The following is a 12,349-nucleotide window of genomic DNA, read 5'->3' as shown; positions in this document are numbered from 1 at the left end:
GTCGGCATCGACACACCCGGTCAGGGTGATGGCCCCGACGGCAAGCAGTCCTACAAGCAGCGGTCGCCGCATCGATCCTCCCGAGAGTTCGCGAGGACATGTGCGTCCTCGATCGCTCTTGACGCGACATGGGTAGACCTGCGGACTTAGTTGCGGCGGCGGTAGGGCGTGAGGTCGAAGAACGTACCCGATGTCGCCTGAACAATGCGCTGCCGCCGAGCGACGTGTCTGATGTAGAGCGTTGCGTTCGCGGCAGCAGCAGCCCATATGAGGGCGAGAGCCAACGCGCGTGTCGCGGGATCCTGATGTGCGTCGTTTAGCAGAACCGCGGTTCCGAAGAACGAGACGCCGATCTGGCTGATGACCCAGCCGCCCCAACGGCTGAGGATCACTACAACGAGCACGATCGCCAGGAACGGCAGTGGGAGCAGGAACATCCAGCCGCGCAGCTTCATCGGTTCGCCCAGGTCATGCAGTCGACGCTAGGCGGGGGAGTGGCTCCACTTCGGGCGACGACGGGCGTCTGTGGATAACTTCCCGACTACTTGGACGCTGGTCGAGTCCGGCCCAGGCCAAGTTCGACGCCGAGATCCCGGTAGCGCTCGGATACGACCTGCTCGAGGACGACGTACTCGTACCGGTGCCGTTTGCCGTCAGGCTCCTGGATCGGTTGGGCCTCAATAACTCCCAGTTCACGCAGTGTTTCCAGGTGGTCCTGCACCGTGACGCGGTTTACCTCGACGAGCTCGGCTATACGTCCGCGCGTGAGGGGGCCCTGCTCCAGCAGTCTCGAGAGGATCGCGAAGTTCACCGGTTCACCGAGGGTCGCGAGCGCACTCCTCGCATCGTCGGAGAGCTTGGGGCGAGCGACGCGAGGCATGGGGTCATTGTGCACGGTCTCGGACTGGTCCATGATTTGCAGATGGTTAAACCAGCTTTAAGAGGATCGAGGGTGTGTGACTGCAAGAGCTGAAGTGATCGGCGCCGTTGATGGAGAGGTCCTCCTCACCGGCCCGGTGGAGCGTCCGGTGGTTTCGTTCGTGCTGGCGGACGATCAGCGAGCTTTGAGCGACGATGGGCTCATCGTTCGAGTTCGGGTTGCGTGGTGTCAGGTCATCTGCCAATCCGCTGACACCGCGGAGGCGGCTGGCTCGCTGAGGTCCGGAATCGAGGTCGCTGTTCGAGGAGAGTTGAGCGTCCTGCGTGCCACGCCGGCATCGCAAGGTTCTGATGCGGTCCTTGTCTCACTGATGGCTGACAGTGTTCAGATCCTTGGTCCTGCGCATTGAGGCTTGCGAAACGGTGTTCATCCAGCTTTTGATGGATCCCGCCGTTGGTGGGCTAGGGGAGGAGCGTTTCCAATGGCCAATCCCACGCAAGCCTGATGACGGTCTCGCTGCAACAAATGTTCGTCTCTGGAATCTGGAGCCGAGTCCATGCCATTTTTGCCGCGCCGGCGAGTTCCCGAGGGCGGTTCTTCGTGCCTTCGAGCGGACCAGGTCTTGTCTCGTTTCCTGGAGCGAGCGAAACGGCTCGACCATCTCGCAAGGACGTTGAAGTCGTACCCGACCACGATGGTCTCGAAGAACGCTTGGTTGAACTTGCGACGGATATCGTCGGTCGAGCGAACAGGCTTCTTAGCAGGTATCACGGCGCGCTACCAGTCTTGTGTTCGTGAATCCGGGCCTAGAAGATCAGACGTTCGCACAAAAATAGGGGGATTGATTGTCACGAAATAGTATGCCAAGACCGCGAGGTCTGCGTCGCTCGCATCGGCTCGTCGGAGTTCTTGCAGCAGCTGCAATTTTGGCTGGTTTTACCACCTTTACCGCTCCGGCTCCTTCCGCGCAGGCCGCAATAGCCGGCTCGTTGGTGGCTGGCGCCGACCTGCAAGCGCTGTCCGCAAGCATGGCCACCTCGGCGTTTCCATCAGGCTCGACGAAGGCGGTGGTTGCTCCATACACCAAAGCAGAAGTTGTTCACCAAGCAGCAGCGCTCGCGAGCAGCCTCGGCGTTCCCTTGATTCTGAGCACGTCGAAGACGAGCGCCACTGCAATCAATACAACTCTGAACACGCTCGGCGCCAAGTCCCTGTACTTCGTGAGCGAGGCCGCGACCTTCTCCGCAGCATTCCGATCTAGCTTGCCGGCGGGCACGACCATCGCACTGGATGTGAAGTCTGACAGTGTCTTCGCGCGTTCAACGGCAATCGCCGCGGCACTCCCGGTTGGCCCGATCGTGGTGGGAAACACCACTGTGGCGAACTCCATGAACGCCGCGGGCGCGATGGCAACAGGTCAGGGTCTGACCCTTATCCTGCTGGACGGATCGGAGACAGACGCGACGGTCCAGTCCTTCTTCGCAGGACGAGCCAACCACTACATTGCACTTGTCGGTGGAGCTACAACACTCAAGCAGTCGCTACTGCCCCCGCTGCCGGACAACGGCCTTATGATCCTCGATACCGCTAACGTCGTCTCTGCTTTCAGGACCATCGCGCTGCAGCAGATTAGTAGCCAGGCCGCCGCGTCAGGTTCAAGCTTGTGGACGGCACCTATGAATCAGCCTCAGTCCCAAGCGCTGGCTGCACTCTCAGCCAAGGTGTCCAAGACCTCGTTCCTGCCTGCTGGCACAACGGCAGCTTTCACGACAACCAGCCCAAGCCATGAATTCATCAAACTGTGGGGACCCGAGGCGACGAAAGTCACTCTTGCAGGTACAGCCATGACTGCAGCGGAACTGAACTCGCTGACGGCCTCGGCCAGTGTGACCCGTGTTGCAACACCAAGCTGGACCGTGACCAACATGCAGCTGGGTTCCGGCAACTACACGATCACAGTCAAGGCGCGCTCGGGAGCGGTGAAGTACCAGGCACGCACGCTGGGCGATGCCGTCGCCGGTGAGTCGACGTCAACAACCATCACCGTGCCCGGTTTGCCTGGAACGGTCACCTACATCGCGGCTTTGAACGCTTCTGGCGCCATTGTAGATACCTTCCCGATGAGGGTGAATCAGTACCAGGAAGTGATCGACCGCGAATCAACGGTAGTGGCGACCATCAGAGACGGAGGCAAACACCATCTCAACTGGATTGACGACCGCCGGGTCCCGCGTCTCATCACTCGGTACACCATCGACCCGTTCATGGATGATCCGAATGCTCCATCGGGCAACCCTGCCGGGGCTACCTTTGTCGCCATCACATGCGGCACGGAGTACACCACGCCAGCCAGTGACCTGACGAAGCAGTGGGTCTACACCGTGCAGATACTGTCGACAGACGGCGCAAGCTGCGGAACTCGAGGGGCTACGGGCATGACGACAGCCGTCGCGTCCGGAATCAACCTTCCATTCATGGCCTTCCCCGCGGCAGCCAAGATGCGCTCGATGGACGCTGCAGAAGACGGCGAGACAGACGCGATGCCTATTCCGGGATACACCGTGAGCGATCAGCTCATTGTCGAATCAGGAAAGTTGGACGCCCCGCCCGCTCCGGAAGCTGAATCGTCGGCGCAGCGAGCCGCGCGGTCGACGTCGAGCGACTCTGATGACCCGTCGCCGTCTCCAACGAGTTCGCCGTCGACTAGTCCGATTCCGCAACCCGAGCCAACCTCTGCTCCGACACCGGAACCGACTGCAACGCCAACCGCGGCACCGTCGCCTGAGCCCGGTGAGCAGCCTGAGCCAGAACCAGAAGCAGTGCCCGAGATCATCACCGAGACCGCTCAAGAGGTGGCAGATGCCTCTCCGGACTCCACCTACACCGATGGTCCCCCGACCCAAGCCAGAGCGACAGCCCTTGGTCCTGTTGCCGCCGCACCGGGTGACGACATGCCGACCATGGCGGTCTTCTACATGCAGTACATCCCAGGCCAGTACCTCGGGTTCCCCGGGTTCACTGGCGACACGTCGAAGCCGTTCATCGCCTTTGGCGCAGACAACCGTGCCTGGTACGACCTACATGGGTCCAACCGGACTACAAACCAGGCGTATGTGTTCTTCGGTTCCAACTACCAGATCATTAATGGGCGAGACATCGGCACGAGTCACAAATATAAGTGTGGGCTGCTCTTCACGAATTGCCAGCTGACTGACTCCGGTACGGCTGCTGTCACAACCGTCGGTGGAACGTCGGGGGCTGGGCCCACTCGCGCTGTGGTCGGACAGTGGGTGCACTCTCCTAACCCAGTGCAGGTTGGAGCGCCCGCGATCGATGGAGTTGCGCTGTGGGATCTCAAGCGGGGCGGCTCTACGCTCCGCGCAGAGTTCGACCGGATGCCTGTTCACCAGTTCTGGTACGGCAACTTCGAGGCAGCAGCCTACCTAGCGTTCGAGAACTCGAACTATGATCCGTTGTGCTTGTTCAACGGAACTCAAGCCGTGCACATCCAGGGCTGTACCGTAGCCATCAACACGCAGTTCTAACTTGGTCGTGACTGGGTGGTGCTGGTCGATGACCGGCATCACCCGGTCACCGAATCTAAGAGACTAATCGGCAACCCGAACCACAGCAGGGGCAGAGAGACCAACACCAGCCCCACGGAAAATGCTAGGCAAACCGTCGTGAGCCGGCTGCTCTTGCCACTGGCGATGCTGACTACCGCGACGACGATGGCCGCGATCAGCATCGCAAAGAGTACGGGCAGAAACAGGTAAACGACGGGGTACCAGTACGCTGCTTCTCCTGGGTAGCCAAAGATGAGCCCTGGAACCCAGACCGCCGAGTACATGAGCAGAAACAAGACGTAGGCGCCAGTGGTTAGCCCGACACTGACACCTAACAGGGTGTTTGAAGGTCTGGTTGGCTTCGCACTAGTCATGTCTACAGTGTGCCTCATGCAGTGCGGACCCGTGGGTCCGATCAACGAGGACTGGTCATGCCTCGTAGGTTCGATGCGTAATCGTGAGGTGGTCCCCTCTCACCTCCTCCTTCGTCTGCGTGGGGAGTGACCGATCGATCGGCAGCGCTTCGTGCGCTGGTCCGCCGGACCGAAGGATCCGGGTCACGCTACCCGTGACAACCCGAGCCCAGAATTCGGTGTTGGCGTCGCTCGGGAAGGCGGCGTGAACCTGGACGGCCACTTCGACACGACAGCCACTTAGACGGCAACTTCGCCGAGTTTCTTCAGGGCGGTTGAAGGCTCTGACGTTGTAGTCGACGCGAGTCCGATCGAAGCGGCGTTGGCAGGGGCATAGGCGTGAGGGCCCGCGTCTGGCTGTAGTCAACGATGCTATGGCATGCGCGCTAGCTCCAGCATCCAACCGTCCACGGAAGATGCGGCTCACCGCGACCTCATCCGAACTGCGAGACGGCGTGACCGAGCAGTCGAAGTTACCGCGCTGCGGAACTTGCCGTGGTGGCGGTGAAGGCCGATGAGACCCCTCCGGCTCGACTCTCATCGGCCAAGAGGGTTACCCCCTCGACCCGAGAGGTGCCGTCGTTTGCTTAGTGCAGTCTCGCTCTGACGAAATTGATGTCGACACGATCTTGTGCGGTGTTGGGATGGTTTCAGACTGGACCAGCTAGGAGCGCTCGAAACAGCGGTTGCGCCGCTTGTCTTATGTTGGCGGGGTGGTCACTTTGGAGCGTCTAAGCTGTGGCATTCGAATCTACCCGGCCGAGCGTCGGTACTGTCGGCCCGGCTACGGCTGTCCCATTCCCAACGGACTCCAGCCTTTATCGATATTGTCGTGAATGCACTGAACGTAGCTTCCCCCGCCGGGCCATATGCACACGACAATCGTCGGTTGCGGTCTGAATGCGTTCATTTGAAGAAGGAGAATCCCCATGGCACAGAAAGTCATCACCACCCTCGTCGACGATCTTGACGGATCTGAGCTGAAGCAGGGTGAGGGCAAGACCATCACGTTCGGCTTGGAAGGCTCGACCTATGAGATCGACCTGTCGGAAAAGAACGACAAGGCCCTGCGCGCTGCGCTTGAGCCCTACCTCAAAGTAGCGCGCACCGTGTCGCGGTCGAAGACGGCCAGCTCTGCCGGCTCGAGCCGGAGCAACAAGGAAGAGCTCGCGGCTGCGCGTAGCTGGCTGCGCGCCAATGGGCACGACGTCTCCGACCGGGGACGCATCCCCGCCGCACTCCTCGAGAAGTTCCGTGAGGCTGCCAAGTAGTAGGTCGCCTACCCGTCCTCGTTCTGTGTGGACTACAGCCCCGGATTCGCATAGGCGACGTCGATGTGCACGTGATTGCACGTGTCCTCGAACTCGTCGAAATGAGTGAATCCGGGGCTGTTTCGACAGTTGGACTGCCCGGTTCGTGATCCGGGCGGCACGACGGAGTCCAGGAGTGCCAACAACTGCAGAGACAGGCCATCACCGCCTGTCACGGAGCTGCCATTGAGCGCGTAGATGTCGACCGCCATGCCGCCGCCGTCGCGGTAGTGTGAGGAGTTCTCGCCGGCTCCCTCGAGCGAGCCGGTGCAGCGTCGGTTGAGGTCGGACACGGCCACCTGCTCGAACGTGTTCAGCGCGACGAGCAGGATCTGCATGATGCGGGAGTCGATGCCGCAGTCGGTGAGCGCAGTTCCGTTCGCGACGTTGCGGAGCTGCTGGAGGTAGTCGCTCCCGACCAGGCGTCCTCCGTCCATCGCGCTGACCAGTCGGAGAGCAAGTTCGCGGTTGTCGCCGTCGATCGGCAGGTAGTTGCAGGCTGCACCCACGGTCAGTTGTTCGTCCGTGAGCTCTGGTTCGACGACGGCGAGTGCATTTCGGGCCGATGCTTCGGCGCTGGCGATGGTCGGAGTTTCCGCGTGAATGCCGATGGTCGACAGCCACCACCCGGCGGGTTCGTCGATCCAGGCGGGGTCGCTCATGATCCCTGGTCGGTTCTCGCCGGCCCCGGTCAGGATGAGTGCGGTGGCAGTGGCGGTGTCTTGCAGCTGCTCGGTTGTTCCCCACCCACCGCGGACGGTGCGCCGGTACACGCCGAGTGGTGTGTCGTCGGTGATCGTGTCGGACGTCGAGGCAGTCATGTTCGATGCTGCGTACGCCGCGGTGAGTGCTGCCAGCTTGGCCTTCGGCTCCGGAGTGATCGCCGCCGCCGCATCGACGATTGCGGAGACGAGGAGCTGCTCGGCGACCAAGAGTGGTCCGGTCGGTTGTCCCGCCGGCACCGCCCCGGGCGCCGCGCAGTGCGCTTGCCGCAGCGCACTCCCTGCCGGGACGAACAGCGTGATGGCGATCGCGGGTAGCGCTGCAGTCGCGACGAGTCCGCCCAGCATCAGTGCAAGCGCCCCGCCCAAGAGCTTCTTCGGCCCGATCGCCAGAACGACCTTGACCGCGAGCATCGGCGCCGCCATCAGATGGACTCTCCATCCAGGATGCGTGCGGCGAGTGTCAGCAGCTTGCGTACGTGAGCGATCCGGCTGTGGACCCGGTGCTTGCTCAGGCCGGTGATCCGAGCGACAGCGGCTGCGTCGCGCATCATGGCCGGCTGGAAGAGCGCGATCGCGCGCAGGCCGTCGGTCTCGGGGATACACTCGATCGCGCACTGCCGAGTGTTCGGGTACCCGCGGTCCGCGAGCCGGAGCGCGGCGTTGGCGGTCCAGGCGGCGGCGGCGATGTTCTCCCGCGCGGTACGGATCGTGCGGGCGGAGACGCCGATGTGTTCAGCGACGTCGGCGCGAGCCTCGTCGGTGAGCATCAGTTCGATGGCGATCGTCCAGTCCCGTTCTGACACTGTCTCCCGCACCCACGCGATACGCCGGCGCTGCTCGAATCGGTGCACCAGGAGGTCCAACGGGTCGCCGCCTGCTGCCGGCCGGTCCGTATCGAACTCCGCGGTGAACCGTTCGCACTGAATAGCGGCTTCGCGCCGCGTCGCGAGCACAACCTTGGTTGCGATGCCTTGAGCGTAGTGACCGAAGGATCCCCGGGTCGGGTCGAAGCTCTCTGCTCGTCGCCAGGCGACGACTCGGATCTCCTGCATTGCGGCGTCGATCTCGCCGTGGAGAGCGTGCTGGTTGAGGACTCGAGTCACGTAGCCACGTGTGGACTCGATTGCGGCCAGGAAGACGTCCAACCCGATGCGGTCGATCGCGTCGGATGATGCTGTGAGCAGCGATACATCGACCACAGCTGCCGAAGCAGGCGCCGCCTGTGCAAGGTCAGGCTCATTCACGGTCACGGTCCTTTCTCCAGTCCGGACGCTCTTCGCCGCAGGTGCCACACACCTCTCGGAAGGTTCCGACGAAGCGATGCCCGTCCGCGCTGCACTCAGCGACGGTCGGCGGTCGATTGCCGATTCGTCTGGGACCAGGCGGGGCGAGATCTCCGTCGTCTGATTCACCAGCATTCGCGGGCCACCGACGCGGTTCTCTGGAGATGGATCGGCCGACATAGGCGACCGGATCGCCGACCGGGCGAGACGAACCATGGATCGCGTCGACGCTCGCCGCCAGAACGTCGACCGCGGCCACGTCCACCGATGGCGCGTGCTTCGCCAGCCATCGCTCGACGGCGACGAGGCTGAGCCGAGGATGCAGCGCCTGCGCTGCCAGCTCCAAGCCGGGAGACGTCGAAGAAGATTGGTGTTCTGGGGATTGATGTTCTTTAAGTGGCGGGAGAACCGTCGATGGTTCGGCCTCTGAGGAAGACCCGACGTGGTCGGCAGCGGAGACGGCTCCCGCCGCTGTGCCGCGCAGGGATGGAGAGTCGGATTCATCCCAGGCGTCGAAGAGCGGGGGAGGGAAACCCGCCGAGGTATCGGCAACGACACCCTCGGTTGCTGATTCCGGCTGCTGGGGATCGAGGAGAATCAGCAGCACGCGGCGGTGGCCGGCGATCGATTGCCCGGCGGCATCGACAGTCCCCGCTGGATGCCGGTGCTCCTCGACACGAAGGAATCCGGCGGCCTCGAGCTTGCGTCGAGCTGCCCTGAATGCGTCTTTCCCGAGACCGAGGTCTCGCTGGGCTCGGGACTGCGTGATCCGATATGTGCGTCGGTGCGTGACGAGGTAGAGCATCAGCGAGAATGCGTTCCCGACGATCCGTGGGTCACGCGCCCACCAGTTCCGGAACTGGGCGAACTCGCTCTCGAAGTCGAACTCCGGCCGGATGAACTCCGCCTCGGCCAGTGGGTATGCTGCGTTGGATTCGTCGCCTGCGCGTTGGTCAACGGGTTCAGACATCGGTCGTGCCTGGCGTAGATGACGTCGTCAGCGGGAGCAGATCGGCCCCGCGAAGACCCATGGTGCCGGCGATGAGGCTGAGCTCACCGATGGTGAAGTCGAGGTCGCCTGCGAGCTTGGCGCGCAGGGTTTCGGGGTGCATTGACGTCGCGTGCGCTGTCTCGGACTCGGACCGTTCGTGATCGGTCAACGCCTGTCGGACCGCCGCGGCGATCCGTTCTGTGAGGGGAGTGGTGTCCATTCGGTCACCCTAGGAACCATACGGTCACCATGTCAAATCTAATATTTTGCCCTGTGGATATCTCTTGCTACGGTGACTGTGTGGACACCGGATCTGACTTCAACGCTGCCGTGGCCGCAGCGCTGCGGCGGGCGCGGGCTGATCGAGGACTCACGTTCGACGAGCTCAGTAGCCATGCCGGGATGGTTCGACGGACCGTGCTGCGCTACCTAAACGGAAGCCGCGAGATTCCGGTTCCGGCGCTCTTCAGCCTTGCAAGAGCGCTCGACGTCGCTCCTCACGAGATCCTGTCTCAAGCCGAATCGTCGCATCTTGCGCAGCCAGCAAATACTCCGAGCGGCTGCGAGCAGAGCCCTCGACTGGACGCAACCGAGGTGGGCCGTCGGCTAACCCTGCTGGTCGAGGCTCAGGCGAGGGGGAGGTCATCGAGTCGGGGCTATGACGAGATTTCACCGGAGCTGAAACGTCACGGAGTTCTGCTGAGCCCGCGTACGTGGACCCGTCTCCTCGATGGCGAGGCCGAGACAGTGCAGAGTCACACGCTCGCGCAGATAGCAGACGTGCTCGGCGTTGATCACATCTATTTGACCGGCCCCTTGTCGGATCCGCGGGTCGACGCAATCGACGCTCAGCTCGAGTTCACGCGCGCGTCGCACGCGGCAGGGTTCGACTCGCTTGCTGCTCGGATGGTCGCCGACGTGGCACCGTCAACGCTGCGAGCGATAGCAGCCCAACTGAGCGGTGAGCGATCGCCGTAACCCAGCTCATCTAACACGACGGGGATTTCGTGATGGAAGAAAGAACGACTGTGGGAGCGCGCCAACATGCGCAGTATGTTTTCAAGGAGCAGGAGTGCGCAACGGTGCGGTCGCTCGCATCGGCGATCGAACATGTAGAGCGCGTTCGCGGCGTGAGCATTGACACCCAGCCGCTCGCGGCATTGGACCGCACGTCGGTGTGTGGGCTGCTGCTCGTTGGAGCTTCGAGGTGTGTCATCTTCCACGCGGTGGCTTCGTCGCCCCTGCACCGTCTGCAGTGCATCCTCCATGAGCTCGGTCACCTGCTCCTTGAGCACGATCGACACGGACGGTCAGCGGATCGCCTCGATCGGTTTCTGCCGGGCGTCGAGCTCGAAGCCGGCGACCGCATCTTTGGACGGGACAACTTGCTCGAGCGGGACGAAGTCGACGCAGAGCTCCTCGCCGATCTCTTGGCAGCCGGCATTCGCCGGAGACCACATCAACAGACCTGCCTCGAGGAGTTCTTCGGATGACAGCCCTCATCATCGCCGGCACCATGTGGACGCTCATGCTCGTGCTCGCGATCACCGCGCGCCGGCGCACCAGCCAACGAAGTCTCGTCGCGACAGTGCTCATGGCTGTCGCGCAGACGATGAACATCGATGCGGTCTACCTTGCCGTCGACGCGCTCCTGCCGATCGCGAACCTCACGATGCTCCTCGGGGATGTTGTCCGAGTCGCCGGCGTCGCCGTGCTCGTGACGGCGATCGGCGCGTCAACGGGAGTGCCCCACTCGCGAACGCGTGTCTCGACGTACGGGGGCGCGGCCACCGCGGGTGTGGCCATGATCGTGTCCTTCATCTTCATCGATGCTCCCCTGGCAACCGGGTCGTTCATGATCACCTACGGAGACCAATTCGCTGCTGCCGTCTTCAACGCTGCCCAGATGGGGTTCATCGCCATCTTCACCGGCATATCGAGCTGGCACATTGCTCGCACCCTCCTGGTGATTGACGACAAGTGGTTCCGGGGGAGTCTCCTCTGTTTGTTGCTCGGCGCCTACAGTGCTGTGGGCTTCGGACTGGCGGCGATCTTCATGGACGTTGCGCATCTCATCGGCGCCATACCGGCCATGCAGGCGGGAGGTCGCGTGTACGATCTGCTCCTAACGACGGCCGTTCTCCTGCTCTGCGTCGGCTTCATGCTGCTCCCGATCGCGCGACGCCTCTCGGCTTGTCGACGGTCCGCTCACGTCGGTGAGTTGGCACGGGACGTCGACGCCATCTGGCGAAGGATCGTTCCAGCTGAAACACGTGAGCGCGAAGGATTCGACCATGACGATCCGGAAATGCTGCTGCACCGCCAACTCATTGAGATCGAGGATGCGCTCCTCGCCGAAAATGCCCGTACAGTCCTCGCCTCAGAGGAACAAGCGACGGTCGAGGCTGCGCAATCGTGGATGGCAGCGCTCGCCGAACTCGGGGACGAACAATGAGCCTAGTAGCCGTCGGAGCGATCGCAGGCGTCGTGTTGACCTCCGCGGTTGCTGCTCTGGGCGTCGTCGGAGTCGCGACCGCAAGGCGACTGGTGCTCGGCAGTCCCATCCGATACGTCAGCGTTCTCAACGCCGCCGAAGCGACCGCGCCGGGCGGCGCGGTTGGGTTGGGCATCGGAACGGTGACGACCCTCCCGGGTCACTACACTCTGGAGTTCGACACCGGAGAACGCGTCCTCATAGAGGCGTAATCTCGGTCGACCACCCCGCGGGTACAGTCGATCAGCTGGTGGTGAGAGGCGGGACTCCTACGGATACGACGCTGGTCCGTTTCACGGGAGCCACACTTACGATCGATGACTTTCCGTACACAATCATAGATGACCGGACGCCGTCAGGAGCGTGTTGCTTCGACGCCGGCGCCACGTCCGACATGTGGGTCATCCATGTGCACGTGCTCGGCGCATCCCCGCAATCGACGTTGCGCTCAGTGCGGACCGTCGAGAAGTTCAAGCTGCCCTCCCTCGTAGCTTCCTTCGGTCAGCCTTTCGAAGCACTGCGGGTGGGGTTGGCTTACGACGATATGTATCTAGGTGGCGGCGGTCATCGAGGATGCTGTTGATCTCGGTTCGCGACGAGTGATTCTCCGCGGATGGTCATTCGGAGCAGCGATCTGCCTAGCCGCAGCCCGGGTGCGACCGAGAGCGGACGTAGTCTCGCGGATCG

13 protein-coding genes are annotated in these 12,349 nt (G+C 62.6%); 6 read left to right on the top strand and 7 right to left on the bottom strand.

Translation table 11 applies throughout. The features are described from left to right. Positions 1-146: 146 nt before the first annotated feature. Positions 147-455, bottom strand: a complete 309-nt coding sequence (locus CCK91_RS06910; RefSeq protein WP_086473437.1) for a hypothetical protein — start codon at positions 453-455, stop codon at positions 147-149. A gap of 86 nt (positions 456-541) precedes the next feature. After that, positions 542-880: a helix-turn-helix domain-containing protein gene (locus tag CCK91_RS06905; RefSeq protein ID WP_165767001.1), complete on the bottom strand. Its 339-nt coding sequence runs from the start codon at positions 878-880 to the stop codon at positions 542-544. A gap of 992 nt (positions 881-1,872) precedes the next feature. Between CCK91_RS06905 and CCK91_RS19490 the strand changes: the two genes are divergently transcribed. After that, positions 1,873-4,425 (top strand): hypothetical protein, encoded by a 2,553-nt coding sequence (locus CCK91_RS19490; RefSeq protein ID WP_133059945.1) that lies wholly within the window; start codon positions 1,873-1,875, stop codon positions 4,423-4,425. 38 nt (positions 4,426-4,463) lie between these two features. On the opposite strand, the gene CCK91_RS06885 is transcribed toward CCK91_RS19490, so the two are convergent. Next, entirely contained in the window at positions 4,464-4,820 is a 357-nt protein-coding gene (locus tag CCK91_RS06885) for a hypothetical protein (protein ID WP_133059944.1), read from the bottom strand. Positions 4,821-5,788: 968 nt separating this feature from the next. Here CCK91_RS06885 and CCK91_RS06875 point away from each other — a divergent pair. Further along, the gene (locus tag CCK91_RS06875; protein WP_086473430.1) at positions 5,789-6,130 is read left to right on the top strand and encodes a histone-like nucleoid-structuring protein Lsr2; all 342 of its coding nucleotides are present in this window, start codon (positions 5,789-5,791) and stop codon (positions 6,128-6,130) included. Between the two features lie 32 nt (positions 6,131-6,162). Here CCK91_RS06875 and CCK91_RS06870 read toward each other — a convergent pair whose 3' ends face one another. From CCK91_RS06870 to CCK91_RS06860, 4 genes are read right to left on the bottom strand one after another with little or no spacing between them, the layout of a single operon-like run. Then, positions 6,163-7,317 carry a hypothetical protein gene (locus CCK91_RS06870; protein WP_086473429.1) on the bottom strand — a complete coding sequence of 385 codons (1,155 nt, stop codon included), beginning with the start codon at positions 7,315-7,317 and terminating at the stop codon, positions 6,163-6,165. Continuing rightward, entirely contained in the window at positions 7,317-8,138 is an 822-nt protein-coding gene (locus CCK91_RS19625) for an RNA polymerase sigma factor (RefSeq protein WP_165767000.1), read from the bottom strand. Before CCK91_RS19625 ends, CCK91_RS06870 begins: the two co-directional genes overlap by 1 nt. Further along, the gene (locus tag CCK91_RS19620; protein WP_165766999.1) at positions 8,131-9,147 is read right to left on the bottom strand and encodes a hypothetical protein; all 1,017 of its coding nucleotides are present in this window, start codon (positions 9,145-9,147) and stop codon (positions 8,131-8,133) included. The genes CCK91_RS19625 and CCK91_RS19620 overlap by 8 nt, the downstream gene beginning before the upstream one ends. Beyond that, the gene (locus tag CCK91_RS06860) at positions 9,140-9,388 is read right to left on the bottom strand and encodes a hypothetical protein (RefSeq protein WP_086473427.1); all 249 of its coding nucleotides are present in this window, start codon (positions 9,386-9,388) and stop codon (positions 9,140-9,142) included. Before CCK91_RS06860 ends, CCK91_RS19620 begins: the two co-directional genes overlap by 8 nt. 80 nt (positions 9,389-9,468) lie before the next feature. Between CCK91_RS06860 and CCK91_RS06855 the strand changes: the two genes are divergently transcribed. The 4 genes from CCK91_RS06855 to CCK91_RS06840 are packed head-to-tail and all read left to right on the top strand — an operon-like array spanning position 9,469 to position 11,874. Next, complete coding sequence (locus CCK91_RS06855; RefSeq protein WP_165766998.1) at positions 9,469-10,146, top strand: helix-turn-helix domain-containing protein; 678 nt, start codon at positions 9,469-9,471, stop codon at positions 10,144-10,146. A 32-nt stretch (positions 10,147-10,178) separates the two neighbouring features. Continuing rightward, positions 10,179-10,661 (top strand): ImmA/IrrE family metallo-endopeptidase, encoded by a 483-nt coding sequence (locus CCK91_RS06850; protein ID WP_119863545.1) that lies wholly within the window; start codon positions 10,179-10,181, stop codon positions 10,659-10,661. Further along, complete coding sequence (locus tag CCK91_RS06845; protein ID WP_086473424.1) at positions 10,658-11,623, top strand: hypothetical protein; 966 nt, start codon at positions 10,658-10,660, stop codon at positions 11,621-11,623. The genes CCK91_RS06850 and CCK91_RS06845 overlap by 4 nt, the downstream gene beginning before the upstream one ends. Continuing rightward, positions 11,620-11,874 (top strand): hypothetical protein, encoded by a 255-nt coding sequence (locus tag CCK91_RS06840; RefSeq protein ID WP_086473423.1) that lies wholly within the window; start codon positions 11,620-11,622, stop codon positions 11,872-11,874. Before CCK91_RS06845 ends, CCK91_RS06840 begins: the two co-directional genes overlap by 4 nt. Positions 11,875-12,349: the final 475 nt, after the last annotated feature.

The sequence above is a fragment of the Plantibacter elymi (nom. nud.) genome (genome assembly GCF_900177795.1).
In the GTDB taxonomy this organism is placed as follows: domain Bacteria; phylum Actinomycetota; class Actinomycetes; order Actinomycetales; family Microbacteriaceae; genus Plantibacter; species Plantibacter elymi.
Note: the sequence above shows the minus strand (reverse complement) of the source record. Positions and strands in the feature narration are given on the sequence as shown.

Bases quoted from the DNA above. Each gene is read 5' to 3' on its own strand.
- CCK91_RS06910 (WP_086473437.1), bottom strand. From the start codon at position 455: ATGAAGCTGCGCGGCTGGATGTTCCTGCTCCCACTGCCGTTCCTGGCG.
- CCK91_RS06905 (WP_165767001.1), bottom strand. From the start codon at position 880: ATGCCTCGCGTCGCTCGCCCCAAGCTCTCCGACGATGCGAGGAGTGCG.
- CCK91_RS06885 (WP_133059944.1), bottom strand. From the start codon at position 4,820: ATGACTAGTGCGAAGCCAACCAGACCTTCAAACACCCTGTTAGGTGTC.
- CCK91_RS06875 (WP_086473430.1), top strand. From the start codon at position 5,789: ATGGCACAGAAAGTCATCACCACCCTCGTCGACGATCTTGACGGATCT.
- CCK91_RS06870 (WP_086473429.1), bottom strand. From the start codon at position 7,317: ATGGCGGCGCCGATGCTCGCGGTCAAGGTCGTTCTGGCGATCGGGCCG.
- CCK91_RS19620 (WP_165766999.1), bottom strand. From the start codon at position 9,147: ATGTCTGAACCCGTTGACCAACGCGCAGGCGACGAATCCAACGCAGCA.
- CCK91_RS06860 (WP_086473427.1), bottom strand. From the start codon at position 9,388: ATGGACACCACTCCCCTCACAGAACGGATCGCCGCGGCGGTCCGACAG.
- CCK91_RS06850 (WP_119863545.1), top strand. From the start codon at position 10,179: ATGGAAGAAAGAACGACTGTGGGAGCGCGCCAACATGCGCAGTATGTT.
- CCK91_RS06845 (WP_086473424.1), top strand. From the start codon at position 10,658: ATGACAGCCCTCATCATCGCCGGCACCATGTGGACGCTCATGCTCGTG.
- CCK91_RS06840 (WP_086473423.1), top strand. From the start codon at position 11,620: ATGAGCCTAGTAGCCGTCGGAGCGATCGCAGGCGTCGTGTTGACCTCC.